The sequence below is a fragment of the Caballeronia sp. LZ016 genome, assembly GCF_031450805.1.
Taxonomy (GTDB): domain Bacteria; phylum Pseudomonadota; class Gammaproteobacteria; order Burkholderiales; family Burkholderiaceae; genus Caballeronia.
Map to the genome: position 1 here is coordinate 719,252 of NZ_JARTVY010000002.1, position 26,364 is coordinate 745,615.

23 protein-coding genes are annotated in these 26,364 nt (G+C 63.0%); 10 read left to right on the forward strand and 13 right to left on the reverse strand.

The window, feature by feature from the left end; translation table 11 throughout:
• Positions 1-133 precede the first annotated feature (133 nt).
• Positions 134-1,186, forward strand: coding sequence for an aldo/keto reductase (locus P9220_RS16790; RefSeq protein ID WP_309766138.1), 1,053 nt, complete (start codon positions 134-136; stop codon positions 1,184-1,186).
• Between the two features lie 24 nt (positions 1,187-1,210).
• Here the strand turns inward: P9220_RS16790 and P9220_RS16795 are convergent, their stop codons facing one another.
• A complete protein-coding gene (locus P9220_RS16795; protein WP_309766139.1) occupies positions 1,211-2,077 on the reverse strand; it encodes an SDR family oxidoreductase in 867 nt (288 codons plus the stop codon).
• A 182-nt stretch (positions 2,078-2,259) separates the two neighbouring features.
• Here P9220_RS16795 and P9220_RS16800 point away from each other — a divergent pair, with 182 nt between their 5' ends.
• Positions 2,260-3,441: a 4-hydroxybenzoate 3-monooxygenase gene (locus P9220_RS16800; RefSeq protein WP_309766140.1), complete on the forward strand. Its 1,182-nt coding sequence runs from the start codon at positions 2,260-2,262 to the stop codon at positions 3,439-3,441.
• A 577-nt stretch (positions 3,442-4,018) separates the two neighbouring features.
• Here the strand turns inward: P9220_RS16800 and P9220_RS16805 are convergent.
• From P9220_RS16805 to P9220_RS16820, 4 genes are all read right to left on the reverse strand, one after another.
• On the reverse strand, positions 4,019-4,300 hold the full coding sequence (locus P9220_RS16805) for a PAAR domain-containing protein (protein ID WP_309766141.1): 282 nt from the start codon (positions 4,298-4,300) through the stop codon (positions 4,019-4,021).
• Positions 4,301-4,351: 51 nt separating this feature from the next.
• Entirely contained in the window at positions 4,352-4,867 is a 516-nt protein-coding gene (locus tag P9220_RS16810; protein ID WP_309766142.1) for a hypothetical protein, read from the reverse strand.
• 115 nt (positions 4,868-4,982) lie between these two features.
• Complete coding sequence (locus P9220_RS16815) at positions 4,983-5,741, reverse strand: DUF6708 domain-containing protein (protein WP_309766143.1); 759 nt, start codon at positions 5,739-5,741, stop codon at positions 4,983-4,985.
• A complete protein-coding gene (locus P9220_RS16820) occupies positions 5,668-7,074 on the reverse strand; it encodes a T6SS effector BTH_I2691 family protein (protein WP_309766144.1) in 1,407 nt (468 codons plus the stop codon). The genes P9220_RS16815 and P9220_RS16820 overlap by 74 nt, the downstream gene beginning before the upstream one ends.
• Before the next feature lie 589 nt (positions 7,075-7,663).
• Here P9220_RS16820 and istA (P9220_RS16825) point away from each other — a divergent pair.
• Together istA (P9220_RS16825) and istB (P9220_RS16830) are read left to right on the forward strand one after the other, a co-directional pair.
• Positions 7,664-9,241, forward strand: a complete 1,578-nt coding sequence (gene istA / locus P9220_RS16825; RefSeq protein ID WP_309764531.1) for an IS21 family transposase — start codon at positions 7,664-7,666, stop codon at positions 9,239-9,241.
• A gap of 2 nt (positions 9,242-9,243) precedes the next feature.
• Entirely contained in the window at positions 9,244-10,011 is a 768-nt protein-coding gene (gene istB, locus P9220_RS16830; RefSeq protein ID WP_309765432.1) for an IS21-like element helper ATPase IstB, read from the forward strand.
• A 24-nt stretch (positions 10,012-10,035) separates the two neighbouring features.
• Here the strand turns inward: istB (P9220_RS16830) and P9220_RS16835 are convergent, their stop codons facing one another.
• Positions 10,036-10,404 (reverse strand): hypothetical protein, encoded by a 369-nt coding sequence (locus P9220_RS16835; protein WP_309766145.1) that lies wholly within the window; start codon positions 10,402-10,404, stop codon positions 10,036-10,038.
• A 172-nt stretch (positions 10,405-10,576) separates the two neighbouring features.
• Here P9220_RS16835 and istA (P9220_RS16840) point away from each other — a divergent pair, with 172 nt between their 5' ends.
• Complete coding sequence (istA, locus tag P9220_RS16840) at positions 10,577-11,587, forward strand: IS21 family transposase (RefSeq protein WP_309764579.1); 1,011 nt, start codon at positions 10,577-10,579, stop codon at positions 11,585-11,587.
• The gene (istB, locus tag P9220_RS16845; RefSeq protein WP_309766146.1) at positions 11,584-12,372 is read left to right on the forward strand and encodes an IS21-like element helper ATPase IstB; all 789 of its coding nucleotides are present in this window, start codon (positions 11,584-11,586) and stop codon (positions 12,370-12,372) included. Before istA (P9220_RS16840) ends, istB (P9220_RS16845) begins: the two co-directional genes overlap by 4 nt.
• Positions 12,373-12,430: 58 nt before the next feature.
• Here the strand turns inward: istB (P9220_RS16845) and P9220_RS16850 are convergent, their stop codons facing one another.
• Positions 12,431-13,210 (reverse strand): phage late control D family protein, encoded by a 780-nt coding sequence (locus P9220_RS16850; protein ID WP_309766147.1) that lies wholly within the window; start codon positions 13,208-13,210, stop codon positions 12,431-12,433.
• Between the two features lie 91 nt (positions 13,211-13,301).
• Positions 13,302-15,215 (reverse strand): type VI secretion system baseplate subunit TssF, encoded by a 1,914-nt coding sequence (gene tssF / locus P9220_RS16855; protein ID WP_309766148.1) that lies wholly within the window; start codon positions 15,213-15,215, stop codon positions 13,302-13,304.
• Positions 15,216-15,624: 409 nt separating this feature from the next.
• On the opposite strand from tssF, the gene P9220_RS16860 reads away from it, so the two are divergent.
• Positions 15,625-16,419, forward strand: a complete 795-nt coding sequence (locus tag P9220_RS16860; protein WP_309766149.1) for a sulfite exporter TauE/SafE family protein — start codon at positions 15,625-15,627, stop codon at positions 16,417-16,419.
• A gap of 269 nt (positions 16,420-16,688) precedes the next feature.
• Positions 16,689-18,371, forward strand: coding sequence for an acid phosphatase (locus P9220_RS16865; RefSeq protein WP_309766150.1), 1,683 nt, complete (start codon positions 16,689-16,691; stop codon positions 18,369-18,371).
• Here P9220_RS16865 and P9220_RS16870 read toward each other — a convergent pair.
• Both P9220_RS16870 and P9220_RS16875 read right to left on the reverse strand, forming a co-directional pair.
• Positions 18,354-18,758: a Rid family hydrolase gene (locus tag P9220_RS16870; RefSeq protein WP_309766151.1), complete on the reverse strand. Its 405-nt coding sequence runs from the start codon at positions 18,756-18,758 to the stop codon at positions 18,354-18,356. The two genes, P9220_RS16865 and P9220_RS16870, sit on opposite strands and share 18 nt — an antisense overlap.
• A 27-nt stretch (positions 18,759-18,785) precedes the next feature.
• Positions 18,786-19,673, reverse strand: a complete 888-nt coding sequence (locus P9220_RS16875) for a LysR family transcriptional regulator (RefSeq protein WP_309766152.1) — start codon at positions 19,671-19,673, stop codon at positions 18,786-18,788.
• A gap of 116 nt (positions 19,674-19,789) precedes the next feature.
• Here P9220_RS16875 and P9220_RS16880 point away from each other — a divergent pair, with 116 nt between their 5' ends.
• Positions 19,790-20,686 carry an NAD-dependent epimerase/dehydratase family protein gene (locus P9220_RS16880; RefSeq protein ID WP_309766153.1) on the forward strand — a complete coding sequence of 299 codons (897 nt, stop codon included), beginning with the start codon at positions 19,790-19,792 and terminating at the stop codon, positions 20,684-20,686.
• A gap of 62 nt (positions 20,687-20,748) precedes the next feature.
• Here P9220_RS16880 and P9220_RS16885 read toward each other — a convergent pair whose 3' ends face one another.
• From P9220_RS16885 to P9220_RS16895, 3 genes are all read right to left on the reverse strand, one after another.
• A complete protein-coding gene (locus P9220_RS16885) occupies positions 20,749-21,843 on the reverse strand; it encodes a malate/lactate/ureidoglycolate dehydrogenase (protein ID WP_309766154.1) in 1,095 nt (364 codons plus the stop codon).
• Positions 21,844-22,020: 177 nt separating this feature from the next.
• Positions 22,021-23,490, reverse strand: a complete 1,470-nt coding sequence (locus tag P9220_RS16890; RefSeq protein WP_309766155.1) for a M20 family metallopeptidase — start codon at positions 23,488-23,490, stop codon at positions 22,021-22,023.
• Between the two features lie 91 nt (positions 23,491-23,581).
• Entirely contained in the window at positions 23,582-25,963 is a 2,382-nt protein-coding gene (locus P9220_RS16895; protein WP_309766156.1) for a penicillin acylase family protein, read from the reverse strand.
• Between the two features lie 201 nt (positions 25,964-26,164).
• On the opposite strand from P9220_RS16895, the gene P9220_RS16900 reads away from it, so the two are divergent.
• On the forward strand, positions 26,165-26,356 hold the full coding sequence (locus P9220_RS16900; RefSeq protein ID WP_309766157.1) for an oxidoreductase-like domain-containing protein: 192 nt from the start codon (positions 26,165-26,167) through the stop codon (positions 26,354-26,356).
• Positions 26,357-26,364: the final 8 nt, after the last annotated feature.

Sequence of the window (26,364 nt, forward strand, 5' to 3'; positions counted from 1 at the left end):
GCAATGATCCGACAGGATCAGGCTATGAACGGCCCGCGTTGACGGACGATACTGCACGGGCTGGCGAACGCTCGTCAATTTTCGCGAAGGCGCCTTTCGACGGTTTCGCCCACCTTTCACACAGGAGCCCATCATGCGCTACAAGAAATTCGGCAACACCGGCCTGTTCGTCTCGGAGCTGTGCCTCGGCACGATGACCTTCGGCGGCGGCACCGGCGGCATCTGGGACAACATCGGCCAGCTTCAGCAAGCCGATGCCGACAAGCTCGTCGGCCGTTCGCTCGATGCGGGCATCAATTTCATCGATACCGCCGACGTCTACGCCGATGGCCGCTCGGAAATCATCACCGGTCAGGCGTTGAAGAACCTGAAAGTGCCGCGCGAGAACGTCGTCGTCGCGACGAAAATTCTCGGCGAAGCGGGCACCAAGGGCGTGAACTCGCGCGGCGCGTCGCGGTTTCACATCATCGATGGCGTGAAGGAAAGCCTCAGGCGTCTGCAACTCGATCACGTCGACCTGTACCAGATTCACGGATTCGATCCCGCGACGCCGATCGAGGAAACGCTGCGCGCCCTCGATACGCTCGTGCAGCACGGTCACGTGCGCTACATCGGCGTGTCGAACTGGGCGGCCTGGCAGATCATGAAGGCGCTCGGCATCTCCGAGCGGCTCGGGCTTGCGCGCTTCGAGTCACTGCAGGCGTATTACACGGTCGCCGGCCGCGATCTCGAACGCGAGCTCGTGCCGCTCCTGCAAAGCGAGAACGTCGGCCTGATGGTGTGGAGTCCGCTCGCGGGCGGCTTGCTGTCGGGCAAGTACACGCGCGAAGGCGGCAAGGAAGAAGGCAGCCGCCGCACGAAGTTCGATTTCCCGCCGGTGAACGTCGAACGTGCGTACGACTGCATCGACGTGATGCGGCGTATCGCGGAGAGCAAGGGGGTGTCGGTCGCGCAGATCGCGCTCGCGTGGCTGCTGCATCAGCAGGTGGTGACGAGCGTGATCGTGGGCGCGAAGCGCGTGGAACAGCTCGATGACAACATCGCGGCGACGAGCGTGAAGCTCGACAGCGACGAACTCGCCGCCCTCGACGAAGTCAGCCAGTTGCCGTCCGAGTACCCAGGCTGGATGCTCACGCGGCAAGGCGAATACCGCCGCAACCAGTTGAAGGAAGCGGCGGGCGAGTAAGTTTCGTCGCTCGAGGCAGGCCGGTCAGATAATCGGCTTGCCGCCCGTTACCGCAATGGTCGCGCCGGAGACGTAGCTGGCCTCGTCGGATGCGAGCATCACGTACGCGGCGGCGAGTTCGGCAGGCTGGCCGGCGCGCTTCATCGGCACCTGCGAGCCGAAGTTCTTGACCTTCTCGGGCGGCATCGTCGATGGAATCAGCGGTGTCCAGATCGGCCCCGGCGCCACGCAGTTCACGCGGATGCCGCGCTCGGCCAGCAATTGCGCGAGGCCGCCGGTGAAGTTCTGGATCGCGCCCTTCGTGCTCGCGTAGGCGATCAGCCCGGGATTCGGATTGTCGGCGTTGACGGACGTCGTATTGACGATCGCCCCGCCCTCCTTCATGTGCGCGAGCGCCGCCTTCGTGATGCGGAACATCGCGCCGATGTTCGTCGAATAGGTCTTGTCCCATTCGTCGTCGCTGATTTCCTCGAGGCTGTCGTAGGTCATCTGATAGGCCGCATTGTTCACGAGCACGTCGATACGTCCGAAGGCGTCGACGGTCTTCGCGACCAGTTCCTTGCAGAACTCGCGGTCGGTGATATCGCCCGGCAGCAGCAAGGCCTTGCGCCCTGCTTCCTCGACCCAGCGCGCGGTTTCCTTTGCGTCGTCGTGTTCGTCCAGATAGGCGATGGCGACGTCCGCGCCTTCCCGCGCATAAGCGATCGCCACTGCGCGCCCGATGCCGCTGTCCGCGCCGGTGATGAGCGCCGCTTTTCCTGCCAGCCTGCCGCTGCCCTTGTAGCTTTGCTCGCCGTGATCGGGCTTCGGGTCCATCGGTGCGGTGAGACCGGGCGTGCGGTCCTGCTGCTGCTCCGCGAAAGGCGGCGTGGGATAAGCATTGGTGTTCATGGGTGTCCTCGCTGATGAAGAGTCGGGATAAACCCTCATTCAGCAAGCACCGGACCCGATTTCAAGCGCTTTTCCGGCCTTTATCCTGATTGCCGATAGGCGCTATCCACCGTATCGCGTTGCGGCATAAGGCCGCGTTGCCGACACTGTACGCACAACATCACGACGCAACGGAGACATTCATGCGTACTCAAGTCGGCATTGTCGGCGCGGGCCCGGCCGGGCTCCTGCTCTCTCATCTCCTGCATCAGCGCGGTATCGAATCGGTCGTGCTGGAAGCGCGCAGCCGGCAGGACATCGAATCGACCATTCGCGCGGGCGTGCTCGAACAAGGCACGATGGACCTGCTCAACGAAGCCGGTCTCGGCGCGCGCATGCAGGCGGAAGGCGCGCTGCATCATGGCTTCGAGCTGGCGTTCGAAGGGCAGCGCCGGCGCATCGCGCTGACCGAACTGACCGGTCACTCGATCACGGTCTATGCGCAGCACGAAGTCATCAAGGATCTCGTCGCGGCGCGCGTGGCGGCGAACGGCGCGCTGAAGTTCAACGTGTCGAATGTCTCGCTTCACGATTTCGCGGAGAACAGCGATCGGAGCCCGCGCATCAAGTATCGCCACGAAGGACGGGACGAAGAGCTGGAGTGCGATTTCATCATCGGTTGCGACGGTTCCCAGGGGGTGTCGCGCCAATCGATTCCGGAAGCGATTCGGCAGGATTATCAGCGCGTGTACCCGTTCGGCTGGTTCGGCATTCTGGTGGAGGCGCCGCCTTCGTCGGACGAGCTGATCTACGCGCGGCACGATCGCGGCTTTGCGCTGATCAGCACGCGTTCGCCGGGCGTGCAGCGCATGTACTTCCAGTGCGACCCGAAGGATTCCGTCGATGCCTGGTCCGACGACCGCATCTGGGCGGAACTGCACGCACGCGTCGATACCGCGGACGGCTGGCAGATCACCGAGGGCAGGATTTTTCAGAAGAACATCGTCGGGATGCGCAGCTTCGTTTCCACGCCGATGCAGTCGGGCAAGCTCTTCCTCGCCGGCGACGCCGCGCATATCGTGCCGCCGACGGGGGCGAAGGGGCTGAATCTGGCGGTGTCGGACGTGCGCGTGCTGACTGCGGGGCTTGTCGGTTTCTATCAGGATGGCAGCGCCGACAAGCTCGCGCGATACACCGAGACGGCGCTCAAGCGCATCTGGCGCGCGGAGCATTTCTCGTGGTGGATGACGCGCATGCTGCATAAGCTCGATGACACCTCGCCGTTCGAACAGCGATTGCAGGTGGCGGAGCTGGAGCATGTGACGACGTCGCGCGCGGCGGCTACGGCGCTGGCGGAGAACTATGTGGGGAGCGTGGCGGTTTGATGGGGAGGCCGGTGGCTCCGCTGGCGGCGGTGCTGCCCGGCGGGGGCAGTGGTTGCGGGTAGGTTGCGCCAGATACTTGAGAAGCCACTTTCGCTTGGAGCGGAACTGTTGTCTGTCTTGGAATTCGTGAACTCGCTTCCCAGACGTTCAGCGTCGTGACGGTATACCGCCTCGTGCACCCGAACCAGCCGTTTGGTGCACAGCATCTCTTACTGACTTGCGCAGCCCATTTCGTCGTGGCGCGCACACCGTACGCCCTCGGCGATTTTTCTTCCTGCGCGTCTCAGCGATGACCGCTCGCGCATTCGAACGGGCAGTATCTACTGCCCGGCCCGATCCGGACATCAGCCGCGCTTGCCAGTTGCGGCTACACGGCGCAGAAGCGGCGAAAAGCCGTAACGCCAGGCCTCTAGTTGCAAGTATACGATTTGCAGTGCCGAGGGCCACTCTTGCGGCAGCAGCATTTGGGGCAATATCCGATCCATCAACCAAACCTCACGATGCCAGAAACCTGGGTCCACCGGCCATCGCTGCTAACCCGGCATCAGTGCAGTCGTTGAATGCGCTTGCATAAAAACTAATCGCCAATGGTTGCGCTCGTGCTACCGATCAGCGTACACCCGCATTCGCTATGGTGTCCGTGCAAGGCAACTCGCTGCCCGCCGACTATAAAGGTCGGATGCGCCTCGATGATCTTGTTGATGCCATGTGGACGCCCGTCGGGATACGTTTGCGGACAGTCGACAAGATCATTCAAGCGCGCAACACTACGCCCGCTAATCTTATGCGTCGATGAACCGGTGATCACCTTGCCGCCGTGGTCCGTTCGGTCACCGACGCAGATAACTGGAAGACTCATAGTTTCTGACCAAAGCGCTCATGTTCGAAGATATGACTTAGCAGCAAACCGCTAATCGGCATACAGTTCACCACGCATTAACTTGTCCACAATCAATCCCCCGGCCCAATCGCGCTCCTCATCCGCTACATGCCACGCGCCATCACGATAGACGTGGTCCAGAGTCACCCTCGACATATTGGGCGGGCTAGATCTCGGCACTGGCATTGATACATCTAGTTTCATCCAAATTTCAGCCGTACAAGTGGAGACCAGGTCAGTACGGCGTTCGCAGTCGAGCAGCGCTACTTTCCGCAAAGCCCGTTCGATACTGTTCCCGCGAGGACTCTCTAACCCCGGCGCCATAGCAAGGGGCGACCCTTGATCGAATGACGCAAGAGACTCGACTTTTGCACCCGACACTTGTGCATTCGTCGGCTCATTATATAAATGAGACCCAGAAGGAGCAACGATTGCACCCATGTACGGAAATATGTTCTTGTTCGCATCTCTCAGCATTTTCTGCTTTCTCTTCTTAGCCGCGCTGTTCAGCACGAGATCAGGAGCCCGCCCGGTTTCATGCAGCATGAACCGATCTATAGAAATCCTATCTGGCCTCTGCGCAGATGCACCGGATACCGATCGAACTCTTCGTTCGCACATCTCGCCTCCTTCTGGCCATAGCTCGAACGCTAAAAAACGATCACGAACCGATCCGCTTCCATGCAACGCTGCCCGGCTCCGTCGGGATCTTCGCCGGGTTCTGAGCAGCCGTGCGTCTATATGGATCAAACGCATCGACTGAACACTTTGCCTCTACGTCAGCGGGCCATCGAGGTATCTTGCTAGTTTTCATCGCAAACCACCGGCCCACTGCAGTAAGCCAAAGCATCGGCGCGGAGATCCATTGGAGAATCGGCAATCCGTTGAACATCAGAAACAGTACATTGAGGCCAGCACGGAAGGTCTCTTTCTTCGTCGCGATATCGTGGCACCATAAAACGTCTCGATAGACTGAGGCAGGCCCCTCCTCCATGTAGCGCCGTACAAATTCCCACACATGCTTGAGTTGTTGCGGATCCAGGCTATCGCCCCGTAAGGCGAATGTCCACTCGACCGTCTCGCGATCCGCTTTAAGAGCATGGCCTCGAATGTCCCATACGTACCGGCCGGACGGCATCCTTTGACCTCTGCCAAGTGTAAAGAACAAGTCGTCCCACTTCGCAGACCGGACGACACCATCGAGGCAGAAAACATACACCATGCGATTGCGGTAGTTGAAGCGGATGGGAAAATGTGTCCAACGGAAAGATTCTCTTGTCAGGCCCCAGATCAGGACAGTCCATAAAGTTACATAAGCCGAAATCGCTAGTCCTTCCACCAACCAGTCATTTGTTGAAAAAACGCGATTGAACCCAAGAGTGATGACTAGAACCAACATCATGACGAGAAAAGCGAGCATTGCAGTAATGCAAAGCAAACAGCCGAAGTTTGAGTTTCCACGTTCCACAAACCATCGATCTACCGTCTCGAGAATGCGCCATCTGGCTGCTTTTCATCCACGCCGCATGTGCTGTGGCCAGCGGCAGCAAGGTTTTGCTAAGGTAAGCGTCATAGTCCGCCTTAAACTGTTTATGCCACGCGGCGCGCGCCTGTTCGTCGTAGTCGCCCAGATATTTAGTCCAAGAATTTTTTGCTGCCGTCTTCAACTCTTCTTTACTCACTTCCGGCAGCGTCGCCGCCTTCATGTTGTACCTCGGCCGACCTGTTCCATCGACGGTCCAGTGGTTGTCCTCGTCGAACCAATCTCTTCCATCCAGGGAGTCGTACTCTGACTTGTCCGACGTCGCCGCTTGCAAACCGAGAATAGCCGTCGACGCGCTGAGCTTGCGTTCACGATCATTTTGGCTCATGAACTCATGGCGCAACTCGGTCAGGCGAGATGCAACTTCCGAGGCGACTGCAACGGGATCGTTGAGCATCAGCACCGCGCCCGGAGCGGAACCACAGGACTTCACTGCTCCGAGCAGTGCATCGTAAGTGGATGCGCGCGACTTGAACCCGAAAGGGGAGAAGGCGAACATCTGGACTTTCGTCTTGCCACAGTACTCAGCGACCAGCGTGTTCACCACAGTGATCGGCTTAGCGTGCGCGGCGCGCTGTAGGGACAGCCACGCCTTCACATCGAACTCCCGCATATGACGCTTTCGATACGCCTCGTCCTGATGCAGCCCGAGCACACGAGGCGTCCATTCCGCATCCGAAAATGCTACCCAAATGCGCTTCGCATTGGACGGGTCCTTCACAGTGATACAGGACGCGATCTCCTTGTGCCCCATCTTGTCGCACGGCTCGCGCCCTACCGCGTAGGCTGGATTCATCGGCACGCCGGGTCGGGGCAGCTTCATCAGATACCCCAATTTCGTCACCCAGTACCATTCCCAGAAACCGCGTTCGTCATAGACGTACAAATAACCACCGCGAAGCGTTCTCGCGGTGTATTGCGAAGGCCCGCCGACGGGCAACGTCGCCCCGTCGTTCGCTGTCGGCCGAAAACCTGCGGGCAGCTCTGGCGCCCCGGAGTCCAAATGCATGACTCCGGGACGAACAGGAAAAATCGCCAAGCCATGCTTATCGCAGAACTCGCAGGTACCCGTTGCGGCTTGGCGCGCCTTGTCCAAGGGGTTCGCCGGTGAAGGTTCAAATGGCGGCAGAGGGTCCGGCAGAGACTGCAGATGCAAAGTCTGTGCATTGGTCTTCGCAAGGCTGCCGGAATTATTTTCTGAACTGGTCAAGATGTTTTTCCTACTTGTAGGTTAAGTATTAGCCACCAGGCTATTCCACTCACGCGTCGACATGGCGTTAGTCCTGGATGCGTAGGCTCCGGGCTGCGACCGAGCTTCTGTCAGATACGACGCAATGGTTCCGTGCGTCGCGAACTTGCCACCGAATTTCATCGCGTGTTGAGCGAATGACACGCAATCGTCGCCATTCGTCAACGCGAACCGGTCCTGTGCGACACGTAGCCATTCGTTGGCTTCCGTGGCATCGCGCCAGTACGCGTCCGGCCCATCGAAGGGGCCAGCGGTCAGAACTCGGTTGATCAGAGGGACATTGAATAGCGCCACTGAACGCGGTTCATCAAGCGGCTGCCATTCTGCTTCGGGCCTTTGATTGAACTGAATTTCATACCATCCGCCTAGGAACGGAACCGACCACCGGGTCGTGGCTTCGCAAATCGATGCCCCCGATGGGCGGGCAAATTCCCCCACCTGTGGGCACCTCAAAATCCCCCACCTAGAGACACGCGGAGCATGATGCTGACGCGGTCTGGCAGGACGTTACCTTGCACCTCTCGAAGAATGAACAAGAGGGGTGGCTGGAGTGAACGTCTTGAAGCCGCATCTGCAAACAACCATCGCCACACTCGTCGCTGCGGGCAAATGTCAGCGGGAAATCTCCCGGGTTACCGGGGTTGATCGGAAGACGATTCGCAAGTACCAGGAGCAATTCGCAGCGGCGCAAGCAAATTCCCCCACGGTGCCCACCGGCTGCGCGCTGCAAATTCCTCCACCATGCCCACCGACAAAGGGCAGCCAGATATCAGCTTGCGAGCCTCACCGGGAGTTCATAGAGGCTCAATTGCGGCTTCGGCGCAATGCCATGGCCATCTACCAGGATCTGGTGGACCGATTTGGTTTTGTCGCTGGATACGACAGCGTCAAGCGGTTCGTGCGGACAATGCGTCAGCACGAGCCGGCCCAGTTCGACCGGCTGGACTTCATGCCTGGCGAAGAGGCGCAGGTTGACTATGGCGAAGGCGCCCTGACCAGGGTGCCGGGCACCAACCGATACCGCAAGCCCCGGCTGTTCGTGATGACGCTGCGTTACTCGCGGCGCAGCTTCCGCCGCGTCGTGTGGAAGTCCAGCAAACAGGTCTGGGCTGAACTGCACGAGCAGGCCTGGCGCCACTTTGGTGGCGTCACGCAGTACGTCGTTCTCGACAATCTGAAGGAAGGCGTAGTCAAACCGGACCTGTACGAGCCGGAGCTCAATCCGGTGTATGCCGCCATGCTCGCTCACTACGGCGTGGTGGCGGACCCAGCCCGCGTACGGGATCCGAATCGCAAGGGCACCGTCGAGAACGCAATCCAGCACACTCAGGGCACGGCCCTGAAGGGGCGACGATTCGAATCGATCGAGGAGCAAAACGCCTTCCTTGATCAATGGGAATCGAACTGGGCGGCCAGAAGGATCCACGGCAGCACCCGTCGCCAGGTTCAGGCGATGTTCGAGGAAGAGCGCCCCCATCTAGGTGCTTTGCCCACGCGCAGTTTCGAATACTTCACCGACAAGGTCTACACGGTCTGCGACGACACGTGCGTACGGGTGGATCACAGCAGCTACGCCGCCCGACCGGCTCTCATCGGCAGCCAGGTGCTCGTACGCAAGTTTGCCCGTCGCCTGGAAGTCCGCAACCTCCAGACACAGGCATTGCTGCGCACGCACGTTCTGGCCGACAAGCCGGGATCAGTGGTGTTGCCGCACGATGAGCGACCGTTCAATCCCTCCCGGGAAACGCGCCGCATCTTGTTGCAGGCCAAGGCGATCGGGCCGTCGGCCGAGCGTTTGTGTCAGCAGCTGTTCGATACGGAAGGGAGAATCGGTCAGCGCAAGCTCTGGGGCATCGTCGGTCTCGCCCGGCGCTACCCCCGCCGCCTGATCGATTCGGCGTGCGAGATCGCTGTGAGAGAAGGTGTGACCAGCTACAAGCAGGTCAAAGCGCTAACCGAGCGTCTTCTGGAGCAGGCGCTGGCTGAACTGGACACGCCCATCCAGGGCGAACTGCCCTTGACTCAAGAACATCACCTCATCCGGGACGGCGACGACTATGCCGACCTGTTCACCCTCGGCGCCAGTCATAGCGCCGCCATGTCATCACCCAACGGAGATCTCTCTTGAGCATGAGCCTCGCTGAAATTGACCGCGCGCTGCGCGAACTGCGTCTGTCTGGCATCAGCGCGACGCTGGAAACGAGGGTGCTGCAAGCCCAGGCCAGCCAGCAGCCGTTCCTCGAAACCTTCTCCATGATTCTGCAGGACGAGCTCGATCGGCGGCAATCCAGGCTTCTCGAACGACGTTATCAGCAGTCCGGTCTGGACGAGCGAAAAACCTTGAGTGACTTCGACTGGTCCTTCAACCCCAAAGTACCTCGTCAGGCTTGCTTCGAGTTACATACCCTGAAGTTCGTCGCCGACAGCGACAACGCATTGCTGATAGGAAAAACGGGCACCGGCAAAAGCCACGTCGCCAAGGCCATCGCCTACAACGCCACCCTGCAGGGAAGGAAGGTGCGCTACGTCGAGTCCGACACCGTGTTCGCCGGCTATGCTGTGGAAACGCGGGCCGATCAGGACCGTCTGCTCAAGGCACTCGTTGAGCCCGAACTTCTCGTGCTTGACGATCTGTTCCTCGCCAAACGCATCCCTGATGCCGCGGCCGAACTGCTGCAGACCCTTGTTCACCAACGATACAAGCATCGCCGCAGCATTCTCGTCACATCCAACCGCATCGTCCAGGACTGGGGGCGCTACCTTCGCGACAGCACCATGGCCTCGACGATTCTTGACCGTCTCCTGCATCGCTCAAAACTCCTCGAGTTTGAAGGAAAGAGTTATCGCCTCCGGGAAGCAGCGACCAGGCTTGCCGTCACTGAGGAATCCGACGCATAATCCACTGGTCCTGCCTGGGGGAATTTAGCCGCCCACAGGTGGAGGAGTTTGAACTGCCCATCCGGGATCGATGCCAGCGCCTTGAGCGGCAGAATCCAGAGCAGATGCATGAAAACCTGCGGATCGGCAAATCGCAACAACACCCGTGATTCGTCCTGCAGCGTGGTGATTATGCGGCCCGCCATGCCAGGGCAGCGACACGCGCACCCAGCAACTCGAATTCTGGTCCATCTGACCGAGCCGGTCCCACTTGAACTGGATACGCACGCGCGCGTAGCCATCGAGCCACAGCGGCTGCTTCTCCGGCCCGACGACCACCGCCGTCTCCGGGTGCGCGCGCGGCTTCTCCATCGGCATCAGCTTGAAGAACACATCGGCCGGCTGGAGCACCATCTCTGTCACGCAGTGATACTGTGCATCGCTACCGGGCGTGGCGGTGAGTTCATCCGGATTCTGGATGTCGATGGACGTCGATCTGCCGCAGCTGTTAGCGCCGATGTAAAAATGACCCTGGCGCCGAAGTAAACATGACCCACCTGGGAGACGATGGCGGCTTTTGCCGCCGATGCTGACTCAGGAGCAAACATTGGAAATCAAGGTATTGGCCCGGCGCGGGACGGCGGTACGTGAGATAGCAAGGCAAACGGGTTTATCACGCAACACTGTGCGCCGATATTTGAGGGATGAGCAGGCGAGCCGTTACAGCCAGCGTGAGCCGCGAGCCACGAAGCTCGACCCGTTTAAGGACTATCTGCTGGAGCGCGTCGCCGCCGCGCGGCCGCACTGGATTCCGGCAACGGTCCTGCTTCGCGAACTGCAGGAAGCTGGGTACGAAGGCGGCATCAGTCAACTCAAGGCATTTCTGATGCCCTACAAGCGTCCCGAAGCTGAACCGGTGGTGCGCTTCGAAACCGCGCCGGGCAAGCAGTTGCAGGCCGATTTCACCGTTATTCGACGAGGGCGCGAGCCATTGCTCGCGCTGGTCGCGACGATGGGTTACAGCCGTGCGAGTTTCGTGCGTTTCACCTCGCGTGAGGACGCCGCGACGCTATGCGAATGCCTACGTGAAGCACTCGTCTATTTCGGTGGCACGCCAGAACATGTGCTGTTCGACAACGCGAAGTCGGTGGTCATCGAACGCGATGCATTCGGCGAAGGCGAGCATCGCTGGAACCCACAGCTGCTTGCGCTGGCTGAGACCTACGGCTTCACGCCGAAGGTGTGTCGTCCGTATCGCGCGAAGACCAAGGGTAAGGTGGAACGCTTCAACCGCTATCTCAAGGAGAGCTTCGTTGTGCCGCTTGCCGCGACGCTCAGGTCCTCGGGGTTGAAGCTTGATGTTGAGGCCGCCAATGCGCAAATTGGCCGTTGGCTATCAGAAGTTGCCAATGTACGCCGCCACGCGACGACAGGTGAGCGTCCGGCGGTCCTGCTTTGTTCGGAGCAGGCGGCGCTCCTGCCGTTACCAACCCAGGCGCCAGCGCTCGCAGCGCCAGACAACCGACGGGTGCTGCCACGCGAGAGCCTGCAGCATCCGCTAGCGGTCTACGACGCATTGCTGGAGGTCGCAGCATGAATCTGCAACATGAACGGATTGGCGCGCTATGCGCACAACTGAAGCTGGACTGCGTCGCGACCGATTGGGCGCCGCTTGCACAACGCAATGCAACGACCGATTCGAGTATGGCCGACTTCCTTGAACAACTTCTGCAAGCGGAACTTGGCGCGCGCGAGCAGCGCAAGCGTCAGGTGCTCACGAAGCTGGCAGCGTTGCCTGGCATCAAGACGCTTGAGCAATACGACTTCAGCTTCGCCAGCGGCGCGCCACGTGCGCAGATTCAGGAACTGGCAAGTCTGGCGTTCGTCGAACGGGCCGAGAACATCGTGCTGCTCGGACCATCCGGGGTGGGTAAGACGCATATCGCGACCTCGCTTGCTTACCGCGCTGCGCAGGCCGGCATCAAGACGCGGTTCATCACCGCCGCTGACCTGATGATGCAACTGGCCGCTGCCCGGCAGCAGAACCGCCTGCGGGAGTTCTTCAATCGCGCGGTCATTGGACCCCGGCTGCTGGTTATCGACGAAATCGGCTATCTGCCATTTGGACGGGAGGAGGCGAACCTATTCTTCAATGTCGTGGCGAAACGCTACGAGCGCGGCTCAATCGTATTGACCAGCAACCTGCCGTTCACACAGTGGGCGACAGCATTCGCCGATGACCAGACGCTGACGGCTGCAATGCTCGACCGGCTCCTGCATCACGCTCATATCGTGCAAATCAGCGGCGAGAGCTATCGACTAAAGGACAAAAGAAAGGCGGGACAAACAGGCACGCGGGCCAGCACGAAAGTAGCCGCGTGATCAACGACCCGGGTGGGTCACATTTACTTCGGCGAAACCCAGAAATGTGGGTCAGGTTTCAGTCGGCGTTGACACGCAGCACCTTCAGACTATGGATGTGCTCCTCGTCAATGCGCTTGCCCTCGGGCGAGTGATACAGTACCGAGTCATACGCATTGCCGTGCTTCTTGTGCGAGCCGGGCGAATCGCACAGCATGAGTTTCATGCCATCGAAGTAGTAATACAGCCCCCACTCGGTCCACAGTTGCTTTAGAAATTCGTAGTCGCTTTGCCAGAACTGTCTGATGAAGTCGCGCTTCGGAAAGACGTTGTTGTTCAGCGCGACGGCGGCCAGGCGCTTGTCCCATGGGAACGTGTAGCCCTTCAGCACCGCCTCCGTGACGTCCAGGACGCTCACGTCCTGGAACACCCGATTATCTCGATTCTGCGATGCCAGCCAGAGCCAAGGTCTGACTGTGAACCGGTAATAGACGCGCCGCTCATCACTGCCGGTCTGCTGCACTTCAGTGATGAGGCCGTTGATCCTGCGCACGCCTGCGCCGACGTTGCCTGCACCCAGATTGCCGGGCAGGCCCGGAACGAAGGTTCCCTTGCCCTCGAATTCGACTTGTATTTCGATCGGTTTGCCGATCAGTTCATCGGGTTTGACGAGGTCGCGCGCATTCCAGATGCGGAACGTCGGGCTGTCGACCGAGGCGAAATCGACCTCGTATTCGAAGAGCTCCCCGAGCGCCTCGACACCCTTGACGCGCTGAGGGATGAGGATGCCGGCGCCGCCCCAGGTGGGCAGCGCCTGGCACTCGATCTTCAGCGTGCGGCTTTGCAGCGGATTGAACATCTGATACTGCTCCCTGATTATTTTGATTAGGTCACGGTGCTTGCCGTGCAGGAATTCGATTCGACTCTTTATCTGCTCCGCTTTGCGGGCCTCACGCCACGCTGCGGGTGCCCGGCCGAGGCGGCCACTCCGCAATGCGCCCGCGCTGCTCCGATACGAGCAATGCCTGGGTGTACGAATGCGCGGAGGCGTGTCGTGCGAGATACCGTTCCAGGACCAGCCCCAACGCATAGGGACTCACGCCTTCGAAGCCCTCTTCATCGACCGTCACGGCGCATTCCAGCGCACGCACCATCGGCGGAATCGCATGAGGAACGACGCAGTTGACCGGCGTGAGCGTCGCCGAGGACAGGCTCTCTACCTGCCGCCGCAACGCGGGCATATCCGCCGAGAGATAAAGCCGCAGGAGGCTGCGCAAGCCCTCGCCGGGATTCGGCTCGTCGTAGCGGTCATCGAAATCCGCGTGTTCGATCGCCAGTTGCGCGAGCAATTGCCACGCTTTGATGCCCACGCCTAGCGGCGGCCTCGATCGGCTCGGCGCGCGCACGAGGCCCACGCTGGCGAGCGGCGCGGACCCGGGCAGCTTCACGTCGCTCACGCCGTTGCAGTCGAGCAGGCCCGGCAGGTCGCGGTTGGTGAGCCACACATCGAACGACAGGTAGTTGATCGGCGCGTCATGCTCGCCCGGCGTGTACGGCAGGCCATCTCGCCCGACCAGCGAGAGAAACGATTCGGTGTTGATGTAGGGCGCACGTGTGCCATACGAGCGCCCCTTGGCCTTGGCCAGGCGCTGCTCGCGACGCACCGTGAAATAACGTCCGTGGCCTTCTTCATCATGCAGCAGCGCATCGTGGAGCGAATGGAAGGGCAATTCCTCCGAGTCCTCTTCTTCGCTGGCCTGGCCGATCGCCTTGTCGACGGAATGCACCTCGTGATCGAGCGCCGCCTTGCCGAACGGCGTGAGGTGAATCACGGGCCCCAGGTCCTGCGTCCGCACAGCCGCCGTGCGCGCCTTGAAGAGGTTGACGACCGGCACGCAAAAGAGCGCGAACATGTCGGCGTTCACGCGCTCGGCCAGCTCGCTCGTCGAGCGGTCCAGCAGCACGATGATCTCCGCCTCGCTGCCGTTGATGCGCGAAAGCCCCGCCTGCAATCCCGTCAGCGTGAAGAAATAGAATCGGCTCGGACAGGAGAAATACTCGTTCACGAGGTTGTGGCCGATGAACTTCGGCGCGGCGAGCGGCAGCACCGCTTCGTCGGCGGTGAGGCCGTCGTGGACGACAGGATCGGATGCAACCACATGCGGCACATAGCCCGCCTCGCTGAATCGTCCCGGCTCGCCCACAAGCGAGACGACAGCGCCGGTATGGATCAATTCATGGAGGTGTGACGCGACGCGTTCATCCCCAGCGAGGTATATCTGCAGGCGGTCCAGTCCTTGTAGCGAGGAGAACGGTATGCCCTCGAGCGTGCGCAAACGCAGACGCAAGGCGCCGCGCACCCGCCGGTGCGGCGGTACATAGCGATCTTGCCCCTGAACATCGGGCGGAACGTGGGTCAGCCGGCCATCAACCAATTGGATCGGGAACAGCGCAACGTCCTGGGTCGTGCTAAAGGTGCAGGCCGTCTTCTCGCCATCGGGCAACCGCAGCGACGTGAGCTCCGCACCACGCTCAACCGTGTGGCCCGAGACGAAACCTGCGGCCTTTCCACCCGCGTAGAAACGCGCCACTGCGATGGACGGCGTAGGCGACAGGTAACCCGGATAGACCGACGACAGCAAAGCCTGCGTGAGCAGCGGGAACTCGTCGTCGAAACGCATCTGCATGCGTGCGTTCACGAACGACGACGACTGGATCAGGCGATTGACGAAAGAATCGCCCGTCTCGGAGCCGAGCATCAGAAGGCGTCTTGCGATCTTGGGATGCCCAAGGGCGAACTCACCGCCCAACGCCTGCATGTAGAGGCGTTCGCGGTCGTAGAGCGGAAGCAGGCGGGGGTCCATCAGATGTGCGGTTCGACGCTCGAGGGAAAGTTGAGATTGGCACCGCCTGCGGAATCCGCTGCTGTTGTCTGTGTTGCGTGCGCAGGGGACTACTACTGTGCGTACTTCGTGGATCGAGGTATGCGACTTCACCGCCGATGAAACCAAGCCGCTTTCGTCAGGCTGACGAGCCACCATGACGGTGCAACACAGTATGTGATGTTTGCTAACGTCCAATCGTCAGAAACGTCCTAAATTTCGCGTGAGTCTGTAACAGTTGTGATGCACGCGGGAAGCAACCACTGACAAGGCCCCGAAAAGAACTGGCAGCGGAGGTCTCTATTCCCCCCGCACAGCACCCGAGCGTCTTACCCGCTATCATCAACGGTTCTTCGACTCCACCCTCGCCTGACGAGTCCTCTTCCGCTCGATGTCATTCCCGCATATCGATTTACTCTATTCCGCCTCCGGGCTCGCGGTCGGATTCCTCGTCGGCCTGACTGGCGTGGGCGGCGGCTCCCTGATGACGCCGCTGCTCGTCCTCCTGTTCGGCATTCATCCAGCGACGGCCGTCGGCACCGACCTGCTCTACGCCGCCGCAACCAAGACCGCCGGCACGCTCGTGCATGGCCTGAAAGGCTCGGTCGACTGGCGCATCACCGGGCGGCTCGCCGCGGGCAGCGTGCCGGCTGCGGCCGTGACGCTCTACTTCCTTCACCGGCACGGCATGACTTCCCCCGATACGGCGCGGCTCATCCAGTTGATCCTCGGCACCGCGCTCCTCATCACCGCCGTTTCGCTCGTCTTCCGCACGCAACTCGCACGTCTCGCCTATCAGAAGGGACGCAGCCGCCCCGAGAACCCGGCGCGCACCGCCGCGTGGACGATTCTCACCGGCGCGATCCTCGGCGTGCTGGTGTCCATCACTTCGGTCGGCGCGGGCGCGATCGGCGTGACCGTGCTGCTGCTGCTGTATCCCCGTCTCGCGACCGCGCGCATCGTCGGTTCCGACGTGGCGCACGCCGTCCCGCTCACGCTGATTGCGGGCGCCGGACACTGGATGGTCGGCTCCGTCGACTGGGCGCTGCTCCTTTCGCTGCTCGTCGGGTCGATTCCGGGCATCGCCATCGGCAGCGCGCTGTCGTCGAAAGCGCCCGAAGCGCTGCTGCGCCACGTCCTTGCCGCAACGCTCGTGCTCGTCGGCGCAAAACTCGTGTTGAGCTGATCCTAGTCACCGCGCCCGGCGATGCACAGTCGGCCGGATGGCATAGGCGAAATCGCAGCTCCGCCGCTGGCCTAGCCGTTTGACCGAGTATCACGCGGCCGGCCGATGCGGCATCATGCGCTGTCAATCGGCTGACGCGCCGCTTCAAACACGCGCAGCCATTCCGGCGGCGCGGCGTGGTGCACAGACATCGCGATACGCGCGCCGTTCCTTGCCGTCGATATTGCGAGCGCAAGCCGGCGGCCTGCGGGTTCACGAGGAGTCAGGCAATGAAAGAGAACGAGCATCTGCATCAGGACCTCCCCGCCGACAACGACGCGCCCGCCGATCCCGCGCGCCGGCGTCTGATCGCGGCCGGCGTCGGGCTTGCCGGCCTGTCGCTCGGCGGATGCAACCTCTTCGAGCACAAGCCGTCGGCGCCCAAGACCGCCGCCGACCTTTCGCTGGACCGCACGCTCGCCGCGAAGGTGCGGCAGATCGTCGTGATCTACGCGGAAAACCGCAGCTTCACCAACCTTTACGGCGACTTTCCGGGCGTGCAGTATCCGCTGTCGGCCGTGTCGGCGTCGCAGTACACGCAGTTCGACCGGGACGGCATCACGCCGCTGCCCACGCTGCCCAGAATCTGGGGCGGTCTCGTGCCGCAGTCGCAGGAATTCGACGGCAAGCGCTACGCCATCGCGGAGAATCAGATCGCCGCGCTGCGCAACGGCCCGTTCCGGCTTGCGGACGCGCAAGGCGACCCTCTGCCGACCGGCGTCATCACACGCGACCTCGTGCATCGCTTCTATCAGAACCAGATGCAAATCAACGCCGGGCGCAACAATCAGTTCGCCGCGTGGAGCGACTCGGGCGGTCTCGTCATGGGCCACTACCGGAACTCGCCGGATACTCTGAAGCTCTGGGGACTCGCGCAGCAATACACGCTCTGCGACAACTTCTTCATGTCGGCGTTCGGCGGTTCCTGGCTGAATCACATCTTCCTGATTTCCGCGCAGGCGCCGTTCTATCCCGATGCGCGCAACAGCCCCGCGTCCAAACTGATATCCGTGGTCGAAGGCGACGATCCGACCGGCTCGCGCCTGAAGCTCGCGCCCGATTCGCCGAAGTCTGCGCTCGAAGGACCGCCGAAGTTCGTGCGCGACAGCTCGCTCACCGCCGATGGCTACGCGGTCAACACGATGGCCGCGCCGTTCCAGCCGAGCATGGTCAAGCCCGCGCCGGACGGCGACCCGCGCTTCGCCGATACGTCGAACGCGAACGTGCTGCCGCCGCAGACGTACGCGACCATCGGCGACCGCCTGTCCGGGAAGGGCATCGACTGGGCGTGGTACAGCGGCGCGTGGCAATACGCAATCGAGCATCGGGACACCGGCGCGGTGCCCGATTTTCAGTATCACCATCAGCCGTTCAACTACTTCCGCAACTTCGCGCCGGGAACGGCAGCGCGCGAACGGCATCTGCGCGACGCCGGCCTCGGCGACGATCCTTCCACGAACAAGCTGCTCGCCGATATCGACGCGGGCCGCCTGCCGCCCGTCACGTTCTACAAGCCGCAAGGCAACCTGAACATGCACGCGGGCTACGCGGATGTCGCATCGGGCGACCGGCATATTTCGAACGTGATCGAACGCATCCGGCGCGGGCCGCAGTGGGAAAACACGGTCGTGATCGTGACGGTCGACGAAAACGGCGGCTGGTGGGACCACGTTGCGCCGCCGAAGGGCGATCGCTGGGGACCGGGTTCGCGCATTCCGGCAATCGTCGTGTCGCCGCTCGCAAAAAAAGGCTACGTCGATCACACCGTTTACGACACGAATTCGATCCTGCGCTTCATCTCGCGCGTGCACGACCTCGCACCGCTCGATGGCGTCGTCGCGCGTGACCGGGCTTTCGCGGCGAACGGCGAAGCGCCGCTCGGCGATCTCACCGCTTCACTCGACCTCGCCTAGCCGCGCTCGATCCACGCGCGCGCCGATATCTCCAGCAGAGCCGTAATGCAGCGCGCCGACGGGCACGACGGCGCGCGCCGGTTTCCACGCGCCGAAGTGCCGCTCGTATATCTCGTTGAACGTCTTCCAGTGCTCGACGCCGACGAGATATACCGTGACCTCCATGCAGTCCTTCAGGCCGCCGCCCGCGGCTTCGAGCACGGTTCGCAGGTTGCGCAAGGCCTGTTCGGCCTGCTCATCGAACGGACGGTCGCCGGTATGCGTGCCGTCGGCGCGCATCGGCAACTGGCCGGAGACGCACACGAGGTTGCCGGCGCGCGTCGCGTGGCTGTAGTGGCCGGCGGGAATCGGCAGGCCGGGGGCGTTGATGGTTTCTATCGGTGTCATCTTCGTTGGCAGTCGAGAGTTCGTGGATCAGAGCGCGAGCCTGCCCGCCAGGAAATCGAGGAATGCGCGGGCGCGGGCCGCCATCGATTCGCTCTGGTAATAGACCGCGCTGACGGGTTGCCGGACGTCTTCGAGCGCGTCGTCGAGGATCGTGCGGAGGCGGCCGGCTTCGACGTCGGCGGCGGTCATGAAATCGGCTAGACAGGCAACGCCGCCGCCGTCGATCGCGAGTTGCCGGATGGTCTCGCCGCTCGACGCCGACACCGCGGGCCGGATCGTGACGAACGCCGCGCGGCCATCGCGCAGCGGCCAGTCGTTGAGGCTTTCCGGCGCGGTAAAGCCGATGAGCCGCGCGCGCATCAGCTCTTCGACATCGCGCGGTTCGCCGTGCTCCGCGAGATAGGCGGGACTGGCAAGCACGCGCAGCCTGCTGCTGCCGAGTGCGCGCGCGTGCAGTGTGGAATCCTGCAGCGCGCCGATTCGTATCGCGATATCCACCCGCTGCTCCAGCAAATCGACGATACGCTCGTTGCTCGTCAGTTCCAGCGATATCTCCGGATAAAGCGATGCGAACGCCCTCACATGCGGGACCACGCAATGAAGCATGAAGGGCGACGCTGCATCCACGCGCAGCCGCCCGGCAGGCCGCTCGCGCCGTCGCGAGATGGCTTCCTCGGCGTCGTCCATCGCGGCGAGAATCGCGCGGGCGCGGGCGAGGAACAATTCGCCTTCCTCCGTCAGTTGCAGGCGGCGCGTGGTGCGCCGGACGAGCGTTGCACCGAGCTTCTTCTCGAGGCGTGTCAGCGTGCGGCTGACGCCGGAAACCGTCTGTTGCAGCGTTTCGGCGGCGGCCGTCATCGAACCGCTGTCGATCACGGTGACGAAAACGAGCAGTTCATCGGTATTCGTTTTCATGGGGGCGCACGGGATTATTGATTCTCAGTCAAGGTTTATTTGAGACTACCACTCTTTTTGCGAAAGTCGAAGCGGACGATACTGTGCGCACTGATTCATCTCCTGGAGCGAAGCACATGAATATCTTCATCACCGGCGCGAGCGGTTTCATCGGCGGTTCGATTGCAGCGGGCCTCGTGCGCGACGGCCATCGAGTGCGCGGACTCATTCGCCGGGCAGAGCAAAGCGACGCGCTCAGCGAGGCCGGTATCGAGCCGGTCGTCGGCAGCCTCGACGATGCCGCCCTGCTCGCCGCCGAAGCGCGCGCGGCCGATGCCGTCATCAATGCAGCCAGCAGCGATCATCGTGGGGCGGTGGAAGCGCTGATCGGCGCGCTTGGAGGTTCGGACAAGCCGTTGCTGCATACGAGCGGATCGAGCATCGTCGGCGATGCGTCCGGCGGCAAGGCGTCGGACGCGATTTATACGGAGGACGCGCTGCCGGAGCCGACCGCCGACAAGGCGCCGCGCGTCGCCATCGACAATCTGGTGCTGGATGCCGCCAAGCGCGGCGTGCGCTCGGCCGTGCTGTGCAACACGCTGATCTACGGTCACGGCGCCATCCCGGACACGGCCAGCGTGCAGCTGCCGCGCCTCGAGCGGCAAGCGAAGAAAAGCGGCGTCGTGCGGCATGTGGGGCCCGGCCTGAACATCTGGTCGAACGTGCATATCGACGATGTGGTCGACGTTTATCGGCGCGCGCTCGACAAGACGCCCGCAGGCACGTTCTATTTCGTCGAAAGCGGCGAAGCGCAGTTCCGCGACATGACGGCGGCAATGGCGAAGGCGTTCGGCCTGCGCGGACCGGAAGACTGGCCGCTCGAACAGGCGATCGAAGAATGGGGTTACGAGATGGCGTCTTACGGCCTCGGCTCGAACAGCCGAGTGCGCGGGGAACGCGCGCGCAAACTGCTCGACTGGCAGCCGAAGCGCACGTCGGTCATCGAATGGATCGAAAAGGAAATGGTCCGCTGATCCGGAAGTGCCGAACGCGCGGCGAAATTGGCTTGACCAATTTCGCCGCGTTTCCGTTGGTCTTACTTCAACGCGCTGGCGAACTGCTCGATATCGGCTTCGGCCATGCCCGACTTCTGCGCGGATTCGCGGATCTGCTTCCACGTAGTCGGATCGATGGGGACGCCGTTCGCGCGGCGCTCCGCGCGGCGCGCTTCTTCCGGCTCGCCCGGCGCATAGATCGCGTCAATGCCCTCGGCGCGCGGCGATGCCTTCATCCATTCGAGGAACGCTTCGGCTTCGGCCTGAGCGGCGGGGGCGTCGAAGGCGTTGGGATCGAGAATCACGGACGTCATGCAGTTCATGATCGCGCTCGTTTTCTCCAGCGTGCTTTCGTGCGTCGTATAACCGCCCGAGAGCGCTCCGCCGAAAATCTCGCACAGCGCGGCGAGGCCCGATCCCTTGTGCAGACCGAACGCGGTCAACGAGCCGAATGGCTGCTCATGCATGACCTTGGGTTCCACCGTCGGCCGGCCTTCGTGGTCGAGCAGCATGCCGGGCGCGACCTGCACGCCCTTGTTGTAGGCGACACGCGTCTTGCCGTAAGCGATTCCGGCCGTCGCAAAATCGAGCACGAGCGGGTTCTTGCCATCACGCGGATACGCCGCGCAGAACGGATTCGTGCCGAAGCGCCGGTCGATGCCGCCGAACGGCGCGACGAGCGGATCGCCCGCCACGTTCACGAAATGGAACGACACGAGCCCGGCGTTCGCGCACTGCTCCGCCCAGTGTCCGATACGCCCGATGTGATGCGCGTTGCGCAGGCCGACCGCGCAGACGCCGAACTTCTTCGCGCGCTCGATGCCGTACTCCATCGCCTCGTAGGCGACGACTTGCCCGAAGCCCTTCCGGCCGTCGACGGTCAGCACCGCGCCGGCGTCGCGGACGATTTCCGCGTGCGTGTTCAGTTGCAACTGCCCGTCCCCGAGCGACGACACATAGCGCGGGATCATCCCGACGCCGTGCGAGTCGTGTCCCGACAGGTTCGACATCACGAGGTGATCGGCGACCAGTTCGGCTTCGCGCGGCGCGCTGCCGGCGCGTTCCCAGATCGCGCGGACATAGGCGTGCAGCGTATCGGCGGCAATGCGTTGTTCGGGTTTGCTGGTTTCGTTCATTGCGACTCTCGTCTCCTTGATCGATTGCGGATTTCGACGCTTTCTTGAGAAGCGCGCGGCCTATCACTTTACAGACGATCAACTGGCCTGACCAGTTTGTTTTTGAGAAATCGCTGAAAACGGCGAAAAAACGCCCGCTCGTGGCGGGCGTCGTCTTTCGTCAGGACGGTTTGCCGGTCAGGGCGCGGCAGCGATCACTTCCGCTACGGCCGCCGTCAGCTTTCTGGCGTACGGCACGTGCAGAAACTCGTTCGGGCCGTGCGCGTTGGACTTCGGCCCGAGCACGCCGCACACCATGAACTGCGAGCGCGGGAAGCCTTCCTTCAGCGTGTTCATCAGCGGAATGGTGCCGCCTTGGCCGATATAGGCGACGTCCGCGCCGAAATGACGAAGCGACGCGTCGTTCAGCGACGACGCCAGCCACGGCGCAAGCTCCGGCGCGCTCCAGCCCGTGGCCGCGCCGGCTTCGGGCTTGAACGTGACCTTCGCGTTATACGGCGGATCGAGCTCCAGCAGCGATTTCAACTGGGCAACGGCTGCGGTCGCTTCGACGAGCGGCGGCAGGCGCAGCGACAGTTTGAACGCCGTGCGCGGCGCGAGCACATTGCCGGCATCGGCGAGCGGAGGCAGTCCGGCCGCGCCCGTCACCGTCAGCGACGGACGCCACGTCGAATTGAGCAGCGCTTCTCTCGGATCGGTGGTGGTCGGCAGCACGGTGCCGCCGTCCTGGCCGCAACTCCACGGCAGCTTCTTCCAGACATCGTCGCCGAGGATGTGCGCCGTCGCTTCGGCTTCCTTCAGCCGTTGCGCGGGAATCGGACAATGGAAGTTCTTCGGCAGCAGGTTGCCGGTCGCGGCGTCTTCCAGCCTTTCGAACAGTTGCCGCATGATGCGGAACGTCGACGGCGCGATGCCGCCGTAGCCGCCCGAATGCAGGCCCTCTTCCAGCACCTGCACTTCGAGATCGCCCGCGACGAGGCCGCGCAGCGACGTGGTGAGCCACAGTTGGTCGTAGTTGCCCGCGCCCGAGTCGAGGCAGATCACGAGGCCGACATCGCCGAGCCGGTCGCGCAAGGCGTCGATGTACGGCAACAGGTCGTAGCTGCCCGATTCCTCGCACGTCTCGATGATGCCGACGCAGCGCGGCCGCTCGACGCCCTGCGCATCGAGCGCCGCCAGCGCGGTGATGCTGGCGTAGGTCGCGTAGCCGTCGTCGGCGCCGCCGCGGCCGTAGAGCTTGCCGTCTTCGAGCTTGGGCGTCCAGGGGCCGAGATCGCTGCGCCAGCCTTCGAATTCCGGCTGCTTGTCGAGGTGCCCGTAGAGGACGACGGTTTCCGCGCTGCCCGATCGCGTCGCGGGCGCTTCGAAGAAGATGACCGGCGTGCGGCCGGAAAGTCGCACGATTTCGACCTTCAGCCCCTTCACCGGCTGCGTCTTCACCCAGTCGACGGCGTCCGTCACCACGCGCTCGATGAAACCGTGACGCGCCCAGTCGGCGTCGAACATCGGGCTTTTCGCAGGCACCGCGATGTAGTCGGTCAGCGCGGGAACGATCTCGTCGTCCCACTTGCGATTGACGAATTCCTGCAGTGCGGACGAATCGAGCCGTACTGCTTCTTCATGTTGTGTGCTGTCGCCAGGTGTCATGACAGAGGTTCCATGCGGGCAAACCTCCATCATAGACGGGAATCTTTACGATTCGCGTGCCGTCTTGTCGTATGAACAATGCGCCGGTTCGTCAGCGACGACCGGTGACGACGAGCGGCGTCCCCGCCAAATTCGCGCTGATGGCCTCGTCCGTGAACGGAAAGCGCTGCCACTCTTTGCCGGCGAAGAGGCGCGTCGCGTCGCCGAAGTGCGGCGAGGCCGGGTCGTCCGATTCGGCGGGCGCGAGCAGCGTGTCGGCTTCGACGCCCTGCGGCCCGTTCTCGGTGAACGTGACGACTTGCAGATAGCTGTCGCCCTCGCCGTTCGCGTCCATCGCATAGCCCTTCGCGTCGAGCGGACGCCCCGCGCACACGACCGTGAAATAGCCCGCTTCGTCGCAGCCGCCGAAGAGCGGAATGCGCGCGCCGTCGCGCACGGTGTAGAGGAGATCGCCGCGACGCGAATCGAGAGCGAAGCCGTGCAGCCGCAGCGCGAGCGCCGCGCCGCCGAGCGCCTGCCGGATCTCCTGAACGACGGCAGGATCGCGGGTGTTCAGCCCGCTCGGCGTCGTCAGCGGGCGGGACGGATCGAAGCGCGTCGCGAAGAGACGCTCGGGCGGGATGCGCATCAGCCGCTGCCACAGCTCGTCCCACAGATTCGCGCCCCGCGCGTCGATATCCGCCGTGCCGTTCCACTTGCGCAGCACGTCGCAGGCGTCGTTGAGCGCGCTCGCGGCGTCGCCGGGGGCGCAGACGGCGTCGAGCAGCGGCTGTCGATACAGCGTCTCCGACATCGATCTCGCTTCCAGCACCGCCGATTCCACCGCTTCCCGCGTGACGCCGCCGCTTTCCCGCTGCAGCCGCGCGGCAAGCTGATGCCCGTAGCGCGTGCGCAGCGACTGTTCGTAGCGCGCCACGCCCGCGATGCGCGGATAGCCCGAAAGCGGCACGTTCGCATTCGTGAGCCAGTAGCTGTCGTTGAAGTTGCCGACGTAGTCGCCGCGCGCCGCGCTCGGCATCTGATCGACGGGGAGCATTCCCGTCTGCGTCCACGCGCACGCGCTTTTCGAACCGTCGAGGAACGGCACGCCGGGCATGCGGCCCGCCAGCGCACGGCCGGCGGGCGGCGTGCAGGCATCAGCGAGGGCGTCCGGCACGCCGGGAATGACGCCGATGTCGGCGAACCACGCGCGGGCATCGCCACGGCCGATTGCGAACGTGTTGGCCCACGGAATCGCCGCGTAGCGCTTCTGGATGGCGATGAAATCGTCGAGCGAACGCGCCTGGTTCCACGCGAAGAAGTTTTCGAAGCTGCGCACGTTGTTCGCGTTGGCGTCCGCGAGCGCGTAGGCGCGCTGCGCGTTCCAGCCGAGCGCGGCGTTGAGCGGCGACAGATCGACGACCGGCCCGAAGCGCGTGCGATACAGCGTGCGCGTCACCGGTTCCAGCGAACCGTCGGCGCGGCGCGCGCGCACGGTGAGCGGCACGGGCGTCATCGGCTCGGTCGCGCCATCGAACCGGTAGCGCGTGGGATCGGCGGGATCGAGCGTCAGTTCGAAGATGCCGAAGCGGCGCGCGGTGGAGACCGTATGCGTCCACGCGATGTTCTCGTTGAAGCCGAGCACGATCAGCGGCACGCCGAGAAACGAAACGCCCGCCGCGTCGAGCCGGCCGGGGATCGTGAGATGCGCCTGATAGAAGCGGTCCGGGCCGCGCCAGAACCAGTGCGGATTGCCGAAAAGAATGCTGCGCTTGTCGCGCGTGATCGGCGCGCCGAAGGCCAGCGCATTGCTGCCGATGCCGGGCAGATCGCCGACGGCGTAGCGCAAGTCGTTCGCATCGCTCGATACCGCCGCCCCCGCCCTCTGCGGATGCGCCGCTGCGATCGCCTGCACGAATCTTGCCGATCCGCCCGCCAGATTCGCCGCGATCAGCCGCCGGCAGATATCGTCCGGACCGATTTTCGCGACCCACGGCTGGCCCCGGCAGGCCGCGTGCGCGCCGGGGAAATTGCCTGCGTCGAGATCGGCGAGATAACGGTCGTAGCCCGCGGCGAATCCGTCGATGAGACCGCGCAAGTCCGGCGGTTGCGCGGCGCGATAGCGATCGACGGCGGTCTCGTCATCGACAAGGCGGAAGAAGAAGTCGGAGTCCAGATTGCGCGGCTGGCCGAAGATCGACGCGTTCGGGGGACGCGCGTCGGCGCCGAAATGTTCGGACCGCTCGCCGCGCCAGGTGACGAAGCCATCGGCGAGCGAGCACAGATTGTCCTGTGCCTGCGCGTAGCCGTAACCGTAGCCGAGGCTGCCCCAGTCGCCGGCGCGAATGTGCGGAATGCCCGATTGCGTGCGGCGGATTTCGGCGCGATACGGCGCGTCGTCGGCGCGCTCGGACGCCTCATTCGACGCGGCGCAGCCAGCGAGCATCGCAATGGCGAGCGCGCCGAGCATCGCACGCCTGACGGTCTCATTCATCGGTCACGGTCCTTTGGTCACGGTCCCTTTGATCGTGCGGTCGGGTGGTAGCACGGGCGGGTTGTCGGCCAGTATCGCACCGTGCGGCGCGCGTGCACCGCCAAAAGCTAGCCGCGGACGGTGGCCGCCTCGCGCGTCAGCAGCAATGCATCGGCGAGTTGCACAATGGGAGCGTGCGTGCGCCAAAGCGAGAAAACGACCTTGTCCAATGTAATTGCCGACTCATCCGCGGACGATCCACGCCCGGCGCCGCCCGAGCGCCCGTCGCCGGACGATTGCTGTCATAGCGGCTGTCATCCGTGCGTCTTCGATCGCTACGACGAAGCGCTCGAACGCTACGAACAGCAATTGCGCGCGTGGGAAGCGCGGCATGCGCCGGGCGCGCACGGATAGCGGCCGGC